This is a genomic window from Pseudomonas sp. DR48 (assembly GCF_019823085.1).
Lineage (GTDB): Bacteria > Pseudomonadota > Gammaproteobacteria > Pseudomonadales > Pseudomonadaceae > Aquipseudomonas.
This window is the reverse complement of sequence record NZ_CP081946.1, coordinates 2900740-2921648: the sequence shown is the minus strand read 5'-3', so window position 1 is coordinate 2921648 and position 20909 is coordinate 2900740. Positions and strand designations below refer to the sequence as shown.

At 58.3% G+C, this 20909-nt stretch carries 16 protein-coding genes; 14 read left to right on the top strand and 2 right to left on the bottom strand.

Annotated features, from left to right (window positions below):
* The first annotated feature begins 416 nt into the window (after nt 1–416).
* The 9 genes from K5K95_RS13110 to K5K95_RS13070 all read left to right on the top strand — a co-directional run bounded on the left by K5K95_RS13110 (nt 417) and on the right by K5K95_RS13070 (nt 13035).
* Nucleotides 417–2018 (top strand): ABC transporter substrate-binding protein, encoded by a 1602-nt coding sequence (locus K5K95_RS13110; protein WP_222589766.1) that lies wholly within the window; start codon nt 417–419, stop codon nt 2016–2018.
* A 259-nt stretch (nt 2019–2277) separates the two neighbouring features.
* A complete protein-coding gene (locus K5K95_RS13105; RefSeq protein ID WP_222589765.1) occupies nt 2278–3903 on the top strand; it encodes an ABC transporter substrate-binding protein in 1626 nt (541 codons plus the stop codon).
* Between the two features lie 303 nt (nt 3904–4206).
* A complete protein-coding gene (locus K5K95_RS13100) occupies nt 4207–5808 on the top strand; it encodes an ABC transporter substrate-binding protein (protein WP_222589764.1) in 1602 nt (533 codons plus the stop codon).
* 173 nt (nt 5809–5981) lie between these two features.
* A complete protein-coding gene (locus K5K95_RS13095) occupies nt 5982–7394 on the top strand; it encodes an OprD family outer membrane porin (protein ID WP_222589763.1) in 1413 nt (470 codons plus the stop codon).
* Nucleotides 7395–7472: 78 nt separating this feature from the next.
* Nucleotides 7473–9068, top strand: coding sequence for an ABC transporter substrate-binding protein (locus tag K5K95_RS13090; RefSeq protein WP_222589762.1), 1596 nt, complete (start codon nt 7473–7475; stop codon nt 9066–9068).
* A 72-nt stretch (nt 9069–9140) separates the two neighbouring features.
* Nucleotides 9141–10151 (top strand): ABC transporter permease subunit, encoded by a 1011-nt coding sequence (locus K5K95_RS13085; protein WP_208670005.1) that lies wholly within the window; start codon nt 9141–9143, stop codon nt 10149–10151.
* Nucleotides 10152–10164: 13 nt separating this feature from the next.
* Nucleotides 10165–11076: an ABC transporter permease subunit gene (locus tag K5K95_RS13080; RefSeq protein WP_090188310.1), complete on the top strand. Its 912-nt coding sequence runs from the start codon at nt 10165–10167 to the stop codon at nt 11074–11076.
* A 10-nt stretch (nt 11077–11086) separates the two neighbouring features.
* On the top strand, nt 11087–12055 hold the full coding sequence (locus K5K95_RS13075; RefSeq protein ID WP_090175571.1) for an ABC transporter ATP-binding protein: 969 nt from the start codon (nt 11087–11089) through the stop codon (nt 12053–12055).
* Nucleotides 12055–13035 carry a peptide ABC transporter ATP-binding protein gene (locus K5K95_RS13070; protein WP_222589761.1) on the top strand — a complete coding sequence of 327 codons (981 nt, stop codon included), beginning with the start codon at nt 12055–12057 and terminating at the stop codon, nt 13033–13035. Before K5K95_RS13075 ends, K5K95_RS13070 begins: the two co-directional genes overlap by 1 nt.
* A 122-nt stretch (nt 13036–13157) precedes the next feature.
* Here K5K95_RS13070 and K5K95_RS13065 read toward each other — a convergent pair whose 3' ends face one another.
* Together K5K95_RS13065 and K5K95_RS13060 are read right to left on the bottom strand one after the other, a co-directional pair.
* Nucleotides 13158–13409 carry a hypothetical protein gene (locus K5K95_RS13065; RefSeq protein ID WP_222589760.1) on the bottom strand — a complete coding sequence of 84 codons (252 nt, stop codon included), beginning with the start codon at nt 13407–13409 and terminating at the stop codon, nt 13158–13160.
* A 314-nt stretch (nt 13410–13723) separates the two neighbouring features.
* Nucleotides 13724–15307: a peptide chain release factor 3 gene (locus K5K95_RS13060; protein WP_007900384.1), complete on the bottom strand. Its 1584-nt coding sequence runs from the start codon at nt 15305–15307 to the stop codon at nt 13724–13726.
* Between the two features lie 365 nt (nt 15308–15672).
* Here K5K95_RS13060 and K5K95_RS13055 point away from each other — a divergent pair, with 365 nt between their 5' ends.
* The 5 genes from K5K95_RS13055 to K5K95_RS13035 all read left to right on the top strand — a co-directional run bounded on the left by K5K95_RS13055 (nt 15673) and on the right by K5K95_RS13035 (nt 20755).
* The gene (locus K5K95_RS13055) at nt 15673–16389 is read left to right on the top strand and encodes an ABC transporter permease (RefSeq protein WP_090175580.1); all 717 of its coding nucleotides are present in this window, start codon (nt 15673–15675) and stop codon (nt 16387–16389) included.
* A 20-nt stretch (nt 16390–16409) separates the two neighbouring features.
* Nucleotides 16410–17303 carry a glycine betaine ABC transporter substrate-binding protein gene (locus tag K5K95_RS13050; protein WP_222589759.1) on the top strand — a complete coding sequence of 298 codons (894 nt, stop codon included), beginning with the start codon at nt 16410–16412 and terminating at the stop codon, nt 17301–17303.
* 12 nt (nt 17304–17315) lie between these two features.
* Nucleotides 17316–17969 (top strand): ABC transporter permease, encoded by a 654-nt coding sequence (locus K5K95_RS13045; RefSeq protein WP_090175586.1) that lies wholly within the window; start codon nt 17316–17318, stop codon nt 17967–17969.
* Nucleotides 17966–19123 (top strand): betaine/proline/choline family ABC transporter ATP-binding protein, encoded by a 1158-nt coding sequence (locus tag K5K95_RS13040; protein ID WP_090175589.1) that lies wholly within the window; start codon nt 17966–17968, stop codon nt 19121–19123. The genes K5K95_RS13045 and K5K95_RS13040 overlap by 4 nt, the downstream gene beginning before the upstream one ends.
* Before the next feature lie 468 nt (nt 19124–19591).
* A complete protein-coding gene (locus tag K5K95_RS13035; protein ID WP_007942814.1) occupies nt 19592–20755 on the top strand; it encodes a type III PLP-dependent enzyme in 1164 nt (387 codons plus the stop codon).
* Nucleotides 20756–20909 lie beyond the last annotated feature (154 nt).

The window sequence follows — 20909 nt, the reverse complement described above, 5'->3', positions numbered from 1 at the left end:
CACGCCTGGTCGCTGAAACTGCAGCGACAGCCGAAGGTTAGAAGGACTGCTTCCTACCCGGCAACCTGAAAAATGCGTGGGAAAGCTCTGTGTTTCTTACACATCGTTCAACACAAAAATGGAACGCGGAGCGTCCCTGGCTGCATTCCCACGCGGAGCGTAGGGAACGATCAAGGGGCGGCAGGAAGAGACTGGTCGCTGGCAGGCCGCCATCGCGGGCAAGCTCTCCCCCACAGAAAAAAACGGGATGCAGTCAAAGATCACACCCTTTGTCAGTTCCTACCCACCGCCAAAAACCCAAAAACCGGCCCACTATGCCCAGATAGAGGGGTTCCCCTCAAAAAAGGATATTTCCGCCCTCCCCGCCAACAACGCTACCCTCAGGAAAATATCGTTACTCAAATCCCGGGGACTCCATGGAAAGAACCACCGTCAAACCACTCCTGCTCGCTCTCGCCCTCGCAACAACCGCCCCATTGGCCCAAGCCGCCACCACTCTGGTCTACTGCTCCGAAGCCAGCCCTGCCGGTTTCGACCCCAGCCAATACACCAGCGGTACCGATTTCGATGCCTCGGCCGAAACCGTTTTCAACCGCCTCACCCAATTCAAACGTGGCGGCACCGAAGTCGAACCCGGTCTGGCAACAAAATGGGAGGTATCCACGGACGGCCTCACCTACACCTTTTTCCTGCGCGATGGAGTGAAGTTCCACAACACCGACTACTTCACCCCGACCCGGGACTTCAACGCTGACGACGTGCTTTTCACCTTCCAGCGCCTGCTCGATCCGGAAAACGTTTTCCGAAAAGCCTACCCCGCCGAGTCGCCATACTTCACCGACATGGACCTGAACAAAACGATCAAGAGCGTCGACAAAATCGACGACCACACCGTGCGTTTCACCCTGAACAACATCGACGCTGCCTTCATCCAAAACCTCGCCATGAGCTTCGCCTCAGTGCAATCCGCCGAGTACGGCGCGCAGCTGTTAAAAGAAGGCAAAGCGGCGGACATTAACCAGAAACCCGTCGGCACCGGCCCGTTCGTGTTCAAGCGCTATCAAAAGGACTCGCAGATCCGCTACGCCGCCAACAAGTCGTACTGGAAACCCGAGGACGTAAAAATAGACAATTTGGTGTTCTCGATAACCCCCGACGCCGCCGTACGCTTGCAGAAACTCAAGGCCGGCGAATGCCAGGTCAGCGGTTACCCACGCCCAGCAGACATCGAAGTCATGGAGAAAGACCCGAATCTCACCGTGCTCAAACAAGCCGGGTTCAACCTTGGTTTCCTGGCCTACAACGTGACCCACCCACCGCTGGACCAGCTCAAGGTCCGTCAGGCGCTGGACATGGCTATCGATAAACCCGCGATCATCAAGGCCGTCTACCAAAGTGCCGGCCAACTGGCGCAGAACGCCCTGCCTCCGGCCCAATGGTCGTATGACCCGAGCATCAAGGACGCGCCTCACGACCCGACGAAAGCGAAGGCGCTACTAAAAGAAGCAGGGGTTGCACCCGGTACGACTATTAATTTGTGGGCCATGACCGTGCAGCGCGCATCGAACCCGAACGCCCGGATGTCGGCGCAGATGATCCAGCAGGATTGGGAGAAAATCGGGATCAAAGCCAACATCGTCAGCTATGAATGGGGCGAGTACATCAAGCGCGCCAAGAGCGGCGAACACGACGCGATGATTTACGGTTGGACCGGCGACAACGGCGACCCCGACAACTGGCTCGGCGTGCTCTATAGCTGCGCCGCTGTGAAAGGTAGCAACTACGCCAAGTGGTGCGACCCGGCGTACGACAAATTGATTCAGCAAGCCAAAGTGTCCACTGACAAACAGCAACGGGTCAATTTGTACCAACAGGCACAACAAATCCTTAAACAACAAGTACCTATCACACCCATTGCGAACTCAACGGTGTTCCAGCCGATACGCAAGGAAGTCACCGACTTCAAAATCAGTCCGTTCGGTCTCACACCCTTCTATGGTGTGGGTATAAATAAGTAACACCGAGCTCTAATCGGGTGCACCAGGCGCGCAGACTGCCCTTTGTCGGTGCGCCTGACGCACCGAAAAAACCCCGCGCAAACGGTCAAATGAACATGAATTTATACATATGCGACATTAAGGTACGTTCGTGCCACTGTTTAACACCTGTGGTCGCCCGAGATCTTGCAATGGGTATGGCCCCTGCATAAGTATCCGCAGGCACGACTCACGAGGTCGTCCTCTAATTCCAAAAATGACAACAAATCATGAGGCCAACATGCTTAAACACGCGGTCATTCCGTTTTTAGTCGGCGCAAGCTTGTTAGCTAGCGCACCATTCGCCCAAGCAGCGACTAACCTGGTGTTCTGCTCCGAAGGGAGCCCGGCCGGTTTCGATCCAGGTCAGTACACCACCGGAACCGACTTCGACGCCTCTGCAGAAACCATGTTCAACCGTTTGACCCAGTTCGAACGTGGCGGCACCGCTGTCATTCCAGGTCTGGCGACCAGCTGGGACATTTCCCCGGACGGCCTGACATACACCTTCCACCTGCGTGAAGGCGTCAAGTTCCACACCACCCCGTACTTCAAGCCCACTCGTGAGTTCAACGCCGACGACGTGCTGTTCACCTTTAATCGCATGATTAACAAGGATGACCCGTTCCGTAAGGCGTACCCGACCGAATTCCCGTACTTCACCGACATGGGGATGGATACCAACATCACCAAGATCGATAAAGTCGACGACAAAACCGTCAAGTTCACCCTGAAGGAAGTTGACGCCGCGTTCATCCAGAACATGGCCATGAGCTTCGCTTCCGTGCAATCCGCCGAGTACGCTGCCCAGCTGCTCAAGGAAGGCAAAGCCGCCGACATCAACCAGAAGCCGGTCGGCACTGGTCCGTTCGTGTTCAAGAGCTACCAGAAAGACTCCAACATCCGCTACACCGGGAACAAGGACTACTGGAAGCCTGACGACGTCAAGATCGACAACCTGATCTTCGCCATTACCACCGACCCGTCGGTGCGTATTCAGAAGCTGAAGAAGAACGAGTGCCAGATCACTCTGTTCCCACGTCCGGCCGACCTGAAGGCGCTGCAAGAAGACAAGACCCTGAAAGTGCCTAACCAGGCTGGTTTCAACCTGGGTTACATCGCTTACAACGTGATGGACAAGATCAAGGGCAGCGATCAGCCAAACCCGATGGCCCAACTGAAAGTGCGTCAGGCACTGGACATGGCCGTCAACAAGCAGCAGATCATCGATTCCGTTTACCAGGGCGCTGGCCAACTGGCCGTCAACGCCATGCCGCCGACCCAGTGGTCCTACGACACCACCATCAAGGACGCGCCGTACAACCCTGAGAAAGCCAAAGAGCTGCTCAAGGAAGCCGGCATCAAGGAAGGCACCGAGATCAACCTGTGGGCGATGCCGGTTCAGCGTCCGTACAACCCGAACGCCAAGCTGATGGCTGAAATGCTGCAGTCCGACTGGGCCAAGATCGGTATCAAGGCCAAGATCGTGACCTACGAGTGGGGCGAGTACATCAAGCGCTCCAAAGGCGGCGAAAACGGCGCGATGCTGATTGGCTGGAGCGGCGACAACGGTGACCCGGACAACTGGCTGAACGTGCTGTTCGGCTGTGATTCGCTGCAAGGCAACAACTTCTCCAAATGGTGCGACAAGAAGTTCGACGGCATCGTTAAAGAAGCCAAGCGCACAACCGACCAGGCCAAGCGCACCGAACTGTACAAACAGGCGCAACACGTCCTCAAAGATGCTGTGCCAATGACACCTATCGCTCACTCGACGGTGTTCCAACCCATGCGCGACAACGTGCAGGACTTCAAGATCAGCCCGTTTGGCTTGAACTCCTTCTACGGCGTCAGCGTCAGCAAGTAAGGTTTGGCCGCGGCGACGTCTTTGACGTCGCCGCTGCTTTATCTGCCGAGAAAGTAGGAAAAAACCTACATCCACTTCCGCTGCGTAGTACAGCAGTGGTGTCGGATGCGTCGCCTTTTCCCACGAGTCTTTAGGACTCTACGCATTTACTGCCGGAACCACGGTACATACCGTCGGGATCCGACCAGTTCATGTGTGGACTCTCGGTTCTTGCTGCACATGATGGTTTGAGATCAATGATGCCTCCACGTCCCAGGACGGGACGGCGGCTCATTGTCAAAACACTAAACAAGAGGGAGCGTCATGCGCCATACCTTGGTTTTATCCGCATTGCTGGGCACCGGCCTGTTGGCCGCCACTTCCATCAGCCAGGCCGCCAACAACAGCCTGGTGTTCTGCTCCGAAGGCAGCCCTGCTGGCTTCGATACCGCGCAGTACACGACCGCGACGGATAACGATGCCGCCGAGCCGCTGTACAACCGATTGGCAGAGTTTGAAAAAGGCGCCACCAACGTCGTACCAGGCCTGGCAACGAGCTGGGATATTTCCGAGGACGGCCTCAAGTACACCTTTCACCTGCGCGAAGGGGTGAAGTTCCACACCACCCAATACTTCACGCCAACCCGTGATTTCAACGCCGATGACGTGCTGTTCACGTTTAATCGCATGCTGGATCCACAGCAACCTTTCCGTAAGGCTTATCCGACCGAGTTCCCGTACTTCAACGGGATGAGCCTGAACAAGAACATCGCCAAGGTCGAAAAGACCGGGCCGCTGACCGTGGTCATGACGCTCAACAGCGTCGACGCCGCGTTCATCCAGAACATTGCCATGAGCTTCGCCGCCATTCTGTCCGCCGAATACGCCGACAAGCTGCTGGCCGAAGGCAAGCCCAGCGACATCAACCAGAAGCCGATCGGCACCGGCCCGTTCGCCTTCAAGAGCTACCAGAAAGATTCCAACATTCGTTACACCGCCAACAAGCAGTACTGGGACCCGAGCCGGGTCAAGCTCGACAACCTGATTTTCGCCATCAACACCGACGCCTCGGTGCGCGTGCAGAAGCTCAAGGCCAATGAGTGCCAGATCACCCTGAGCCCGCGCCCCGCCGATGTGGCCGCGCTGAAGAACGACCCGAAACTCAAGCTCATCGAGAAGCCCGGCTTCAACCTCGGCTACATCGCCTATAACGTCCGCCACAAGCCCTTCGACCAGCTCGAAGTGCGCCAGGCTCTGGACATGGCCGTGAACAAACAAAGCATCCTCAACGCCGTGTATCAAGGCGCCGGCCAACTGGCGGTCAATGCCATGCCGCCGACCCAATGGTCTTACGACGACACGATCAAAGACGTCGCCTACAACCCGGAAAAAGCCAAGGAACTGCTCAGGGCTGCCGGCGTGAAGGAAGGCACCGAAATCACCCTGTGGGCGATGCCGGTTCAGCGTCCTTACAACCCCAACGCCAAGTTGATGGCAGAGATGCTCCAGGCTGACTGGGCGAAAATCGGCCTCAAGGTGAAGATCGTCAGCTACGAATGGGGGGAGTACATCAAGCGCACCAAGAATGGCGAACACGACATCAGCCTGATCGGATGGACCGGCGACAATGGGGACCCGGACAACTGGTTGGGCACGCTTTACAGCTGCGACGCCATTGGCGGCAACAACTACTCGATGTGGTGTGACCCCACTTACGACAAGTTCATCAAGCAGGCCAAGGTCGTCACTGACCGTGACCAGCGCACCGAGCTCTACAAACAGGCGCAGCACTACCTCAAGCAACAAGTGCCGATCACGCCTATCGCCCATTCGACGGTCAACCAGCCGTTGAGCGCCAAAATCGAGGGATTCAAGGTGAGTCCTTTCGGTCGCAACGTGTTCTCGGGTGTCAGTATCGACCAATAACCGATTAGCCAGAAACGCTGGGGGCGCTGTGCGCCCTCAAGCAAGCGTATTGCCGTAATTCGCCAATCCGGCCTGCAGCAAACGTTTGCGATGCCTTGAATGAGTTCTAAAACCAAATAGCCGGATCACCCAAAAAGACCGGCATTAAAAAAAGAAAGTAAGGAGCTTCACCCATGAAACTGAGCAGCACCGCGTTATTGGCCCTGGCCATCAGCAGCGTAACCGCCACGGCTTACGCAGAAACCCAAAGCCAGGAATTCACCCCGGTTACGGTCAACACCAAAAGTGCTCAAGCCGATGCAACCGGTTTTGTCGCAGGCAGCACGGTTACTGGCAGCACGCGTAACTGGTACGCCAACGAACAACTGAAACGTGGTGGCAAGTTCACGTACCGCAAAGACGGTGTAGCGACCCCGACTGATCGTCGGATCAACTGGGTCCAGGGGACCATCGTCAAATACAACTCCGGCTTCACCGAAGGCACCGTGGGTTTCAGCACTGAAGTGGCGGCCTACAACGCCGTCGCACTGGAGCGCGATCGCAAAGACCTGGCGTCCAACAACGGTGGCGCACCGGGCTCGCGTCCAGGCGCGGGCAACAACCGTACCCTGACCAAAGAAGGCGGCGACGCCCAAGGTCAATGGAGCAAAATCGGCCTGGCCAACATCAAGGCCCGTGTCTCCAACACCACCCTGACCGCCGGCCGCATGAACTTCAGCAGCCCGCAGGTCGACGTCATCGGCAACCGTCCGCTGCCTTCGAGCTTCGAAGGTGTGGCGATCCACAGCGAAGAGCTGAACAACCTGGCTTTCGACATCGGGACCTTTGACCGCGTTTCGCCGCGTACCGAAGAAAGCCTGAGCAAGTTCCGCTCCGAATACCAAAACATTACTGCTGAAACCGATCACGTTAATACCGCAGGCCTCACCTATACCCCTTTCGCCAGCCTGACCACCAGCCTGTGGGCGACCCAGGCCGAAGACTACTGGAACCAGTACTACTTCGGCGCCAGCCACGTGTTGGGTGACAGTTCGGTACTGAGCCTGACCACCGGCCTGAACTACTACAAAACCGTCGACCAAGGTAAAAAGCTGCTGGGCGAAATCGACAACCAAGCCGGCTCCCTGTCGTTCGGCCTGACTCACCAGGCTCACAGCCTGACTTTCTCGTACCAGGAAATTAACGGTAACGAGTACTTCGACTACCTGCACGAAACCAACGGCATCTACCTGGCCAACTCCCTGCTGTCGGACTTCAACGGCCCGAACGAGAAATCCTTCCAGATCGCCTACGGCCTGAACATGGCTGAATACGGCGTTCCAGGCCTGAAGTTCAACATCTACCAGGCTCGCGGCTGGGGCATCGACGGTACTCACTACACCGGTACTGCGTACGACGTTAAGAACATGGACGGCGAAACCCACTACGAATACGGCATCGGTTCTACGTACGCCATTCAGAGCGGCCCACTCAAAGCCACCACTGTTCGCGCGACCTATACCGCACACCGTGCCAGCCAAAACCAGGGTGATGGCAGCATCAACGAGTTCCGTCTCGTGACCACCATCCCGTTCAACATTCTGTAATGCACCTGCCGAACGGCTGATTCAGTGATGAGTTGGCCGTTCGGCTTTTGTCCTTTAACCGATTGCAGAGGGTTCTTGATGAAAATGCTTCCCCTACGTGCGGCCATCGCCGCCGCGTTGCTGAGTGTCGCTGTTGGCGTCTCGGCCAAACCCCTGGTGGTCTGCACCGAAGCCAGCCCTGAAGGCTTCGATATGGTCCAGTACACGACTGCAGTCACCGCCGATGCGGTGGCCGAGACCATCTTCAATCGTCTGGCGGACTTCAAGCCCGGCACCACTGAAGTAATTCCGGCACTGGCCGACTCCTGGGACATCAGCGAGGACGGTCTGAGCTATACGTTCCACCTGCGCAAAGGCGTCAAGTTCCACACCACCGATTACTTCAAGCCGACCCGCGACATGAATGCCGACGATGTGGTCTGGAGCTTCCAGCGTCAGCTGGACCCGAATCACCCGTGGCACAAACTGTCGAGCGTGGGCTTCCCGTACTTTGAAAGCATGGGCTTCAAGGAACTGCTCAAAAGCGTCGAGAAAGTGGACGACAACACCGTCAAGTTCACGCTGACCCGTCGTGAAGCGCCATTCCTGGCCGACATCGCCATGGCCTTCTCCTCGATCTACTCCGCCGAGTACGCCGACCAGTTGCTCAAGGCCAACAAGACCGGCGACCTGAACAACAAGCCAGTCGGCACCGGCCCGTTCGTGTTCCAGCGCTACAACAAGGATGCCCAGGTTCGCTTCAAGGCCAACCCGGACTACTTCCGTGGCAAGCCGCCAGCCGAAGCGTTGATCCTGGCGATCGCCACCGACAACAACGTGCGTCTGCAAAAGCTCAAGGCCAACGAGTGCCAGGTCGCGCTGTATCCGAAACCGGATGACATCCCGAGCATCAAGAAAGACGAAAAACTGAAAGTCGATGAAATGAACGCGATGACCGTTTCCTACATCGCCATGAACACCTCGCACAAATACATGAGTGATGTGCGCGTGCGTAAAGCCATCGACATCGCCTTCGACAAGGCCGCTTATGTCAATGCGCTGTTCGGCAAAGGCAACGCCACGGTCGCGGTCAACCCGTACCCGGACACGTTGCTGGGCTACAACCACGACCTGAAGAACCCGCCTCGTGACCTGGACAAGGCTCGCGCCTTGCTCAAGGAAGCCGGCGTACCGGAAGGCACCACGTTCACCCTGTTCACCCGTAACGGTGGCGGCCCGACCAACCCTAACCCGATGCTCGGCGCGCAGATGATGCAGGCCGACCTGGCCAAGGTCGGGATCAAGATCGATATTCGCGTCATGGAATGGGGCGAAATGCTCAAGCGCGCCAAAAACGGCGAGCACGACATGGTTTCTGCAGGATGGGCGGGCGACAACGGCGACCCGGATAACTTCCTGACGCCTATGCTCAGTTGCGAAGCGGCCAAGAACGGCGAAAACTACGCACGCTGGTGCAATGACAAATTCCAGACGCTGATTGATCAGGCAAGGGCTAAAGTGAACCCGACGGAACGTGCAGCGCTCTACGAACAGGCCCAGGTGGTTTTCAACCAGGACCAGCCATGGATCAGCATGGCGCACACCCGTATGTTCACCGCAATGCGCAACAACGTAGAGGGCTATCACATTAGCCCCCTCACCACTAATAACTTCGCCACCACCCAGGTGAAGTAGATAAGAAACTACCGGCATTCCTGACCCAGGAATGCCGGGCACGCCTAACCGGCTGATGAGGTAGCACACAAGATGTTTAGTTTTATTGCCCGCCGATTGGGGTTATTGATCCCCACGTTCTTCGGCATCACCTTGCTGACTTTCGCGTTGATTCGCATGATTCCTGGCGACCCCGTGGAAGTAATGATGGGCGAACGTCGAGTCGACCCCGAAATGCATGCTCAGGCAATGGAACGCCTAGGTCTGAACAAACCGCTGTATGCCCAGTACCTGGATTACATCGGCAAACTGGCCCACGGCGATCTCGGCGAGTCCCTGCGGACCCGTGAAAGCGTCTGGACCGAGTTCACCTCTCTCTTCCCCGCGACCCTGGAACTGTCCATGGCCGCCCTGTTGTTCGCCGGCGTCCTGGGCCTGTTGGCCGGGGTGATCGCGGCACTCAAGCGAGGATCCCTGTTCGACCATGGGGTGATGGGCATCTCCCTGGCGGGATATTCGATGCCGATCTTCTGGTGGGGCCTGATCCTGATCATGTTCTTCTCGGTGTCCCTGGGCTGGACCCCGGTGTCCGGGCGGATCGACCTGCTCTACGACATCGAGCCGCGTACCGGCTTCATGCTCATCGACACGTTGCTGGCCGATGACGTCGGTGCCTTCTTCGATGCCCTGCACCACCTGATCCTGCCGGCCATCGTGCTCGGCACCATCCCGCTGGCCGTTATCGCGCGGATGACCCGTTCTTCGATGCTCGAAGTGCTGCGCGAAGACTACATCCGTACTGCCCGCGCCAAAGGCCTGTCGCCGGCGCGCGTGGTGTTCGTGCATGGCCTGCGCAACGCACTGATCCCGGTACTCACCGTGGTCGGCCTGCAAGTCGGCACATTGCTGGCCGGTGCGGTCCTGACCGAAACCATCTTCTCGTGGCCCGGCATCGGCAAATGGCTGATCGAAGCCATTGGCGCACGGGACTACCCAGTCGTGCAGAACGGCATCCTGTTAATCGCCTGCCTGGTGATTCTGGTCAACTTCGTGGTGGACATCCTCTACGGCTTTGCCAACCCACGCATTCGTCACCAGCGCTGAGATCATTATGACCATGACCACTTCAATTCCAGCGGTAGCAGTCGATCAAAGCCTGCTGTATCCGTCCCCGTACAAAGAATTCTGGCAAGCGTTTTCCAAGAACAAAGGCGCCGTCGCCGGCCTGCTGTTCATGCTGCTGGTGATTTTCTGCGCAATCTTCGCGCCTTGGGTTTCCCCGCATAACCCGAGTGAGCAGTACCGCGACTTCCTGCTGACTCCGCCGGCCTGGCTGGAAGGTGGGCAGATCCAGTTCCTGCTCGGCACCGATGAACTGGGTCGCGACCTGCTGTCGCGGCTGATCAACGGTTCGCGCCTGTCCCTGCTGATCGGCTTGTCGTCGGTGGTGATGTCGCTGATTCCGGGCATCCTGCTGGGTCTGTTCGCCGGGTTCTTCCCACGCGTGCTCGGCCCGACCATCATGCGCCTGATGGACATCATGCTGGCCCTGCCGTCCCTGCTGCTGGCCGTGGCGATTGTCGCCATCCTCGGCCCTGGCCTGATCAACACCATCATTGCCATCGCCGTGGTTTCGTTGCCGTCCTACGTTCGTCTGACCCGCGCCGCGGTGATGGGCGAATTGAACCGCGACTACGTGACCGCCGCGCGCCTTGCCGGTGCCGGTCTGCCACGCCTGATGTTCGTCACCGTGCTGCCCAACTGCATGGCGCCGCTGATCGTTCAGGCCACCTTGAGCTTTTCCTCGGCGATTCTCGATGCCGCCGCACTGGGCTTCCTCGGCCTTGGCGTACAACCGCCAACCCCTGAGTGGGGCACCATGCTGGCTTCGGCTCGCGACTACATCGAACGCGCCTGGTGGGTGGTAAGCCTGCCGGGTCTGACCATTTTGCTCAGCGTGCTGGCAATCAACTTGATGGGCGACGGTCTGCGCGATGCGCTGGACCCGAAACTCAAGAACGCCGCCTGAGGAGATTCAAATGTCACTGTTAGAAATCAAGAATCTCAACGTTCGCTTTGGCGACAAGAACGCCGTTCCGGTGGTCGACGGGCTCGACATTACCGTGGACAAGGGAGAAGTCCTGGCCATCGTGGGCGAGTCGGGTTCCGGTAAATCCGTGACCATGATGGCGCTGATGGGCCTGATCGAGCATCCGGGGATCGTCACCGCCGACGCGCTGAATTTCGACGGCAAGGACATGCTCAAGCTCAGCAACCGTCAGCGTCGGCAAATCGTCGGCAAAGACCTGGCCATGGTCTTCCAGGACCCGATGACCGCACTGAACCCGAGCTACACCGTCGGTTTCCAGATCGAAGAAGTGCTGCGCCTGCACCTGAAAATGTCCGGCAAGCAAGCACGCGCACGGGCCATCGAACTGCTGGAAAAAGTTGAAATCCCGGGCGCCGCCAGCCGTATGGATGCCTACCCGCATCAACTGTCCGGCGGGATGAGCCAGCGTGTTGCGATCGCCATGGCAATCGCCGGCGAGCCGAAGCTGCTGATCGCCGACGAACCGACCACGGCGCTCGACGTGACCATCCAGGCCCAAATCATGGACCTCCTGCTGGCGTTGCAGAAAGAGCAGAACATGGGCCTGGTGCTGATCACTCACGACCTCGCGGTCGTGGCCGAAACCGCTCAGCGCGTGTGCGTGATGTACGCAGGCCAAGCAGTGGAAGTCGGTCAGGTGCCTCAGCTGTTCGACATTCCGGCTCACCCGTACAGCGAAGCGCTGCTCAAGGCGATTCCGGAGCACAGCCTGGGCGCCACACGCCTGGCCACGCTGCCGGGCATCGTTCCCGGTCGTTATGACCGTCCGCAGGGTTGCCTGCTGTCGCCGCGTTGCCCGTACGTGCAGGAATCCTGCCGTCAGCAACGCCCAACCCTTGACCCGAAAAGCAACAGCCTTGCCCGCTGCTTCTACCCGCTGAATCAGGAGGTGGCGTAATGGCCGTCGTACTTACCGCCCGCGACCTGACCCGTCACTACGAAGTGTCCCGTGGCCTGTTCAAGGGCCATGCGACCGTGCGCGCCCTGAACGGTGTGTCGTTTGAACTCGAAGCCGGCAAGACCCTCGCTGTCGTTGGCGAATCGGGCTGCGGCAAATCCACCCTGGCCCGTGCCCTGACTCTGATCGAGGAGCCGTCCTCCGGCTCCCTGAAAATTGCCGGGCAAGAAGTCGCCGGTGCCGACAAGGCTCAACGCAAGCAACTGCGCAAAGACGTGCAGATGGTGTTCCAGAGCCCATACGCTTCGTTGAACCCGCGGCAGAAAGTCGGTGACCAGCTCGGCGAGCCGCTGCTGATCAACACCAACCTTTCCGCCGCCGAGCGTCGCGAGAAAGTGCAGGCGATGATGAAGCAGGTGGGCTTGCGACCTGAGCACTACCAGCGTTATCCGCACATGTTCTCCGGCGGTCAGCGTCAGCGGATCGCGCTGGCCCGGGCGATGATGTTGCAGCCAAAAGTGCTGGTGGCGGATGAGCCGACGTCGGCGCTGGACGTGTCGATCCAGGCCCAGGTGCTGAACCTGTTCATGGATTTGCAGCAAGAGTTCAACACCGCCTACGTGTTCATTTCGCACAACCTGGCGGTGGTGCAACACGTTGCCGATGACGTGATGGTGATGTACCTCGGTCGCCCGGTGGAAATGGGTCCGAAGAACGACATCTACGAGCGTCCTCTGCACCCGTACACCCAGGCGTTGCTGTCGGCCACCCCGACCATTCACCCGGACCCGAACAAGCCGAAAATCAAGATCGTCGGCGAGTTGCCCAACCCGTTGAACCCGCCGTCGGGTTGCGCTTTCCACAAGCGCTGCCCGTACGCGACCGAGCGCTGCAGCACTGAAGAGCCGGCCCTGCGCCTGCTCGACAGCCGCCAGGTGGCGTGCCACTACGCCGAGCAATTCCTCGACGGCGCGGCATAACAAACTGTGGGGGCGAGCCTGCTCGCTCCCACAGGAATAGATGACCTGTTCAGTAACCCCTTCTGCTTCGATTGCGCATCAATCGGGGCAGAAGGGGTTTTCTTTTGCCCGCGATTTACTTGCTAGGTCTGACCGTCGTCCTCTTCGTCACTGTCAGGCTCGTCCGTGGTCGAATCGTCATCGCCTTTGCTTCCGCCTTGATCCTCATCGCCCGGTTCCGATTCAGATTTGGCAATCATCTGGCCAGCGTGCATCGCCTGCCCGCTCGAAGCGTGTTCTCCCTGATCCGTGCACTGCGCCCAAGCTGCAGACATGCTCACGGACAGCATCACCAAAACCTTTAGCAACAACACAATGCGTCGAAAAATGCTCATAGCCGAATCCATCCTTTCTTGAGGTAAAGCATGGTTGCCTGTCGGAGCGCTGATTGAAATCTAGTCTTGATCGGCGCAGTTCTCCAGATAGGACGCTAATGAATAGACGGAATGCCGTTGGTGGGAAGACTGGTTTTGAATAAGGGTAATGCCGAAAAGATCAAAAGATCGCAGCCTCGTTTCACTCGACAGCTCCTACAGGAGACGCATTTCAATGTAGGAGCTGTCGAGTGAAACGAGGCTGCGATCTTTTGACCCATAAAAAAAGGCGAAGCCCGAAAGCTTCGCCTTTGCTCTGACCGACCATCTAACGCTTAGTGATGCTCGCGCGTCGCACGGAATTTCACATCCGGCCAGCGCTCTTCCATCAGCGCCAGGTTGACCCGTGTCGGCGCCAGGTAGGTCAGGTGACCGCCGCCGTCGACCGCCAGGTTTTCCACGGCCTTGACCCTGAATTCCTCAAACTTCTTCTTGTCGTCGCAATCGATCCAGCGCGCGGAATACACGGTGATCGGCTCGTAGGAGCACTCGACCTTGTATTCCTCTTTCAAGCGGCTCGCGACCACATCGAACTGCAGCACACCCACGGCACCGAGGATGATGTCGTTGCTGCGCTCGGGGAAGAACACCTGGGTCGCGCCCTCTTCCGCCAATTGCTGCAAACCCTGGCGCAGTTGCTTGGATTTCAGCGGGTCACGCAGACGCACGCGACGGAACAGCTCCGGAGCGAAGTGCGGAATACCGGTAAAACCTAGCACTTCGCCTTCGGTGAAGGTGTCGCCGATCTGGATGGTGCCGTGGTTGTGCAAACCGATGATGTCGCCGGCAAACGCCTCTTCCAGTTGCTCACGCTCGGAGGAGAAGAAGGTCAGGGCGTCGCCGATCCGCACGTCCTTGCCGGTGCGCACGTGGCGCATCTTCATGCCCTTTTCGTACTTGCCAGAGCAGATACGCATGAAGGCGATACGGTCGCGGTGTTTAGGGTCCATGTTCGCCTGGATCTTGAACACGAAGCCGGCGAATTTCTCTTCAACCGGCTCCACGGTGCGCTCGTTGGCGACACGGGCCAGCGGTTTCGGCGCCCAGTTGACCACGGCGTCGAGCACGTGATCGACACCGAAGTTGCCCAAGGCCGTACCGAAGAACACCGGGGTCAGTTGGCCGTCGAGGAATTCCTGCTGGTTGAACTCGTGGCAGGCGCCCTGCACCAGTTCCAGCTGATCGACGAAACGATCGTATTCGTCGCCCAAATGTGCGCGAGCTTCATCGGAGTCGAGCTTCTCGATGATTTTCACATCGGTGCGCTCGTGGCCGTGACCGGCGGTGTACACGATGATGTAGTCGTCGGCGAGGTGATACACGCCCTTGAAATCGCGGTAGCAACCGATCGGCCAGGTGATCGGCGCAGCCTTGATCTTCAGGACCGCTTCGATCTCGTCGAGCAGTTCGATCGGGTCGCGGATGTCGCGGTCGAGTTTGTTGATGAAGCTGACGATCGGCGTGTCACGCAGACGGCAAACGTCCATCAGCGCGATGGTCCGTGGCTCTACACCCTTACCGCCGTCGAGAACCATCAAGGCCGAGTCCACCGCCGTCAGTGTGCGGTAGGTATCTTCGGAGAAGTCTTCGTGGCCCGGGGTGTCGAGCAGGTTGATCATGTGGTCGCGATACGGGAACTGCATGACCGACGTGGTAATGGAAATACCCCGTTGTTTTTCCATTTCCATCCAGTCGGAGGTGGCATGGCGGTCGGACTTGCGAGACTTCACCGTGCCCGCAATCGCAATCGCCTTGCCCATCAGCAAGAGCTTCTCGGTGATGGTGGTTTTACCGGCATCGGGGTGGGAAATAATGGCGAAAGTGCGGCGTTTCGCGACTTCGGCGGCCTGTTTGGTCATGGGAAATCGCCTGGCAGGTGATTCAAAAAAGGGCGGCGAGTATAGCGCAAACCGGCATCGACGGACCACCGTTCGCCCTGTCGCCAACGGCGATTGACGGCTCCCTGAAGGATCAACGGTGGCTAAATGCTGCTAAATATGGAACCTTTTAAAAGGTGGAGGCGTCCACTCCCCTGTTACAGCACTCGTAGCAGGGTTTGAAAAATCTGCAAGTTAGCCTGACGAGGCTGCGCTTATGGCTCGATTCATGTCCCTTTGCGGATATAGAACGCGCTGCTTTTCGCGAACGTTGTTTTTCCCGGCAGCCAGGAATGGCATGCCACACGGGACTGCGTTCGCCGACCAAGAAAAAAAGGAGTCCGCCTGTGGCTATTCGCTATGGCAAGGGGCTTATTGGAGGTGCGGTTGTCGTCGCACTCCTGGCCCTGCTGGTCCACTGGATTGGCATTAACACGATCGAACATTACCGCGACGATTTGTTGTTTTACCTGCAAGCTCATCTGATTCTCGTCCTTGTCTCCATGCTGGCCGCCCTTGTCGTGGGCATACCCGCCGGTATCTTCCTCAGCCGCCCGACCATGGTGGACCGTGCTGAACGCTTCATGCAGATCTTCAACATCGGCAACACTGTGCCGCCTCTCGCCGTACTCGCTATCGCCCTGGGAATTCTGGGCATCGGCAGCGGTCCCGCGATCTTCGCCCTGTTCCTCGCCTCGCTGTTGCCGATCGTGCGCAACACCTATGAAGGCCTGAAAAACGTCCAGGGTTCACTCAAAGAAGCGGCGGTCGGTATCGGCATGACACCGACTCAGGTGCTGTGGCGGGTCGAATTGCCCAACGCCGTGCCGATCATCATTGGTGGCGTACGCGTGGCCCTGGCGATCAACGTCGGGACGGCACCGCTGGCGTTCCTGATTGGCGCCAACAGCCTGGGCAGCCTGATTTTCCCTGGCATCGCCCTGAACAATCAGCCGCAACTGCTGCTCGGCGCGGCCTGCACCGCCTTGCTGGCCTTGCTGCTCGACGGTCTGGTGACACTCGCCAGCCGCCTCTGGCTCGAACGCGGCCTACGCCCGTCTTAAGCCTCGGCAAAGGAATTTTTATGAAAAGACTGACCTTAATAATGGGCTGCGTTCTGCTGTTCGCAGGATTCGCCCAAGCCGCTGAAAAACCGGTAATCCGCATCGGCGCCCGGGTGTTCACCGAACAGACCCTGCTGGCCGAAATCACCTCTCAATACCTGCGCACCAAGGGTTATGACACTCAAGTCACCGGCGGTCTGGGCAGCAACCTGGCCCGTAGCGCCCACGAAAGTGGTCAGCTGGATCTGATGTGGGAATACACCGGCGTCTCGCTGGTGGCATACAACCACATCACGGACAAGCTAGACAGCGCTCAGTCCTACGCCAAGGTGAAAGAACTCGACGCGAAAAAAGGCCTGGTCTGGCTTACGCCGTCGAAGTTCAGCAACACCTACGCCCTGGCGCTGCCGGAAAAAACCGCAAAGGCTTATCCGCAGATCAACACCATCAGCGAGCTGAACACGGTGTTGCAGGCTGAGGCGAAGACCAATCACCTGGTGGCGCTCGACACCGAGTTCGCCAACCGTTCCGACGGACTGGACGGCATGGTCGAACTCTACGGCATGAACCTGACCCGCAAGAACATCCGCCAGATGGACGCGGGGCTGGTCTACACCGCATTGCGCAACAGCCAAGTGTTTGCCGGCTTGGTCTACACCACCGACGGTCGTTTGAACGCTTTCAAGCTCAAGCTGCTCGAAGACGACAAGCACTATTTCCCGGATTACACCGCCGCTCCCGTGGTGCGTCAGGACTACCTCGACGCCCATCCGCAACTGGCGCAAGAGATCAAGCCGCTGGCTGAACTGTTCGACGACGCCACCATGCGCCAGCTCAACGCGCGGGTCGATGTCGATCACGAAAGCCCTTCATCCGTTGCCGCAGATTTCCTGCGCCAGCACCCTATCAACTGAGGAGGAAAAGCCATGGAATTTTTGAACGCCTTTTCCCATCTCGACTGGCCGCTGGTGCTGCACCTGACCTGGCAGCACATCACCCTGGTCGGCATTGCGGTGACGCTGGCGATTCTGGTTGGCGTGCCGCTGGGTGTGCTGATGACACGCTTCCCGACCCTCGCCGGACCGCTGCAAGCCAGCGCCACGGTGTTGCTGACAGTGCCGTCGATTGCCCTGTTCGGCCTGCTGCTGCCGTTCTATTCAAAGTTCGGCCAGGGCCTGGGCCCGATGCCGGCGATCACGGCGGTGTTTCTGTATTCGCTGCTGCCGATCATGCGTAACACCTACCTGGCGCTGACCGGCGTCGACCCTGGCATTCGCGAAGCCGCCCGCGGTATCGGCATGACCTTCGGCCAGCGTCTGCGCATGGTCGAACTGCCAATCGCGGTGCCGGTGATCCTCGCTGGCGTGCGCACCGCCGTGGTCATGAACATTGGTGTCATGACCATCGCAGCGACCATCGGCGCCGGTGGCCTCGGTGTACTCATTCTCGCTTCAATCAGCCGCAGCGACATGTCGATGCTGATCGTCGGCGCCGTGCTGGTCAGTCTCCTGGCCATCTTCGCCGACCTGCTTCTGCAATGGCTGCAACGCACGCTGACTCCAAAAGGACTGCTCAAATGATCGAACTTCAAAACCTCAGCAAGACCTTCCAAAGCAACGGCAAAGACGTAAAAGCCGTGGACTCGGTAAGCCTGACCGTCAATGAAGGCGAAATCTGTGTGTTCCTCGGGCCATCGGGCTGCGGCAAAAGCACCACGCTGAAGATGATCAACCGCCTGATCAAGCCGACCTCCGGCAAGATCCTGATCAACGGCGAAGACACCACCGATCTCGACGCGGTGACCCTGCGCCGCAACATCGGCTATGTGATCCAGCAGATCGGTCTGTTCCCGAACATGACCATTGAGGAAAACATCACCATCGTTCCTCGTCTTCTCGGCTGGGACAAACAGAAATGCCACGACCGCGCCCGCGAGTTGATGAGCATGATCAAGCTCGAGCCGAAGCAGTACCTGAATCGCTACCCGCGTGAGTTGTCGGGTGGCCAGCAGCAGCGGATCGGCGTGATTCGTGCGCTGGCGGCCGATGCCCCGTTGTTGTTGATGGACGAACCGTTTGGCGCGGTCGACCCGATCAACCGCGAGATGATCCAGAATGAGTTCTTCGAGATGCAACGGGCCCTGAACAAGACCGTGATCATGGTCAGCCACGACATCGACGAAGCGATCAAGCTGGGCGACAAGATTGCGATCTTCCGCGCCGGCAAGCTGTTGCAGATCGATCACCCGGACACCCTGCTCGCCCACCCGGCGGATGACTTTGTCAGCAACTTCGTTGGCCAGGACAGCACCCTCAAGCGCCTGTTGCTGGTGAAAGCCGAAGACGCGGCGGACAACGCGCCGTCGGTCAGCCCGCAAACGCCTGTGGCCGAAGCGCTGGAGTTGATGGATGAACTGGACCGTCGTTATGTGGTGGTCACCGACGGTGAGAACAAGGCGCTCGGTTATGTACGACGTCGCGACCTGCACCGTCAGACCGGGACCTGTGCGCAATACTTGCGCGAGTTCAATGCCACGGCGGCATTCGACGAACATTTGCGCATCCTGCTGTCGCGCATGTACGAGTTCAATCGCTCGTGGTTGCCGGTGATGGATGCCGAGCGCGTGTTCCTTGGTGAAGTGACGCAGGAATCGATTGCCGAGTATCTGAGCTCCGGCAAATCCCGAGGCGGCAAGACCAGCATTGTTTCGCCGGCCGAGACTGCGTTGGCCTGACAGACGCCATCGCGGGCAAGCCCGCTCCCACACTGGTCCGCGGTCATCCACAAAATTGTGAGCTGACATAGATCCAATGTGGGAGCGGGCTTGCCCGCGATTGGGGGCACCACAAATCCTCCTGATGCACCGCAAATCTCCCTGCCAGGGGAACATCACACTGTCATGCAGGTCGGTTACATCAGTAACTGTCGAGGACCGCACGACGGAAGCGTGCAAAAACGCGACATTTTTAGTTGATCTCAAGCCCCTCACGCCCTAAAGTTCGCGCCGAACGTCCATGCTGGAAACGATCCATCCGGCTCAAGTACTGACGACGAGACAGCAAGGCCAAGGGAAGCACCGCTCCCCATGGCCTTTTTGCTTTCGGCGACATGCCTTGGGAAGTAGGCGAACCAAAGTGGGGATACGGAGGACGTTCATTTGCACCCATTGATTACTAACGTTTGCCAGTAGGAGCTCCCAAGTATGTCGATCAACGTCGAAGACTATTTCGCGCGCGATACCTTCAACAAAATGAAGGCCTTCGCCGATAAACAAGAAACCCCGTTCGTGGTGATCGACACCGCGATGATCAGCCAGGCCTATGACGACCTGCGCGCCGGTTTCGAATTCGCCAAGGTCTATTACGCGGTCAAGGCCAACCCGGCCGTCGAAATCATCGACCTGCTCAAAGAGAAAGGCTCGAACTTCGACATCGCCTCGATCTACGAGCTCGACAAAGTGATGAACCAGGGCGTAGGCCCGGATCGCATCAGCTACGGCAACACCATCAAGAAATCCAAGGACATCCGCTACTTCTACGATAAGGGCGTGCGTCTGTATGCCACCGACTCCGAAGCCGACCTGCGCAACATCGCCAAGGCTGCGCCGGGTTCGAAAGTCTACGTGCGCATCCTCACCGAAGGCTCGACCACCGCTGACTGGCCTCTGTCGCGTAAATTCGGCTGCCAGACCGACATGGCCATGGACCTGCTGATCCTCGCTCGCGACCTGGGCCTGGTGCCTTACGGCATCTCGTTCCACGTCGGCTCGCAACAGCGCGACATCAGCGTCTGGGACGCAGCGATCGCCAAGGTCAAAGTGATCTTCGAGCGCCTGAAGGAAGAAGACGGCATCCACCTGAAGCTGATCAACATGGGCGGCGGCTTCCCGGCCAACTACATCACCCGCACCAACAGCCTGGAAACCTACGCTGAAGAAATCATCCGTTTCCTCAAGGAAGACTTCGGTGACGACTTGCCGGAAATCATCCTGGAACCAGGCCGTTCGCTGATCGCCAACGCTGGCATCCTGGTCAGTGAAGTGGTGCTGGTCGCCCGTAAATCCCGTACTGCTGTAGAGCGATGGGTGTACACGGATGTGGGCAAGTTCTCCGGCCTGATCGAAACCATGGACGAAGCCATCAAGTTCCCGATCTGGACCGAGAAGAAAGGCGAGATGGAAGAAGTGGTCATCGCCGGCCCGACCTGCGACAGCGCCGACATCATGTACGAAAACTACAAGTACGGTTTGCCGCTGAACCTGGCGATCGGTGATCGTTTGTACTGGTTGTCGACCGGTGCCTACACCACCAGCTACAGCGCGGTTGAATTCAATGGCTTCCCGCCGTTGAAATCGTTTTACGTGTAAGCGCAAAACACAGAAATCAAAAAGCCCATGACGTGTCATGGGCTTTTTTATGTCCGACTGATCGTTCCCACGCTTCGCGTGGGAATGCAGCCCAGGACGCTCCGCGTCCAGTCAAAGCCGAACGCAGAGCGTCCGTTGAGGCATTCCCACGCAG

Coding starts and splice junctions, on each gene's coding strand:
- K5K95_RS13110 (WP_222589766.1), top strand. CDS start 417: ATGGAAAGAACCACCGTCAAACCACTCCTGCTCGCTCTCGCCCTCGCA.
- K5K95_RS13105 (WP_222589765.1), top strand. CDS start 2,278: ATGCTTAAACACGCGGTCATTCCGTTTTTAGTCGGCGCAAGCTTGTTA.
- K5K95_RS13100 (WP_222589764.1), top strand. CDS start 4,207: ATGCGCCATACCTTGGTTTTATCCGCATTGCTGGGCACCGGCCTGTTG.
- K5K95_RS13095 (WP_222589763.1), top strand. CDS start 5,982: ATGAAACTGAGCAGCACCGCGTTATTGGCCCTGGCCATCAGCAGCGTA.
- K5K95_RS13090 (WP_222589762.1), top strand. CDS start 7,473: ATGAAAATGCTTCCCCTACGTGCGGCCATCGCCGCCGCGTTGCTGAGT.
- K5K95_RS13085 (WP_208670005.1), top strand. CDS start 9,141: ATGTTTAGTTTTATTGCCCGCCGATTGGGGTTATTGATCCCCACGTTC.
- K5K95_RS13080 (WP_090188310.1), top strand. CDS start 10,165: ATGACCACTTCAATTCCAGCGGTAGCAGTCGATCAAAGCCTGCTGTAT.
- K5K95_RS13075 (WP_090175571.1), top strand. CDS start 11,087: ATGTCACTGTTAGAAATCAAGAATCTCAACGTTCGCTTTGGCGACAAG.
- K5K95_RS13070 (WP_222589761.1), top strand. CDS start 12,055: ATGGCCGTCGTACTTACCGCCCGCGACCTGACCCGTCACTACGAAGTG.
- K5K95_RS13065 (WP_222589760.1), bottom strand. CDS start 13,409: ATGAGCATTTTTCGACGCATTGTGTTGTTGCTAAAGGTTTTGGTGATG.
- K5K95_RS13060 (WP_007900384.1), bottom strand. CDS start 15,307: ATGACCAAACAGGCCGCCGAAGTCGCGAAACGCCGCACTTTCGCCATT.
- K5K95_RS13050 (WP_222589759.1), top strand. CDS start 16,410: ATGAAAAGACTGACCTTAATAATGGGCTGCGTTCTGCTGTTCGCAGGA.
- K5K95_RS13045 (WP_090175586.1), top strand. CDS start 17,316: ATGGAATTTTTGAACGCCTTTTCCCATCTCGACTGGCCGCTGGTGCTG.
- K5K95_RS13040 (WP_090175589.1), top strand. CDS start 17,966: ATGATCGAACTTCAAAACCTCAGCAAGACCTTCCAAAGCAACGGCAAA.
- K5K95_RS13035 (WP_007942814.1), top strand. CDS start 19,592: ATGTCGATCAACGTCGAAGACTATTTCGCGCGCGATACCTTCAACAAA.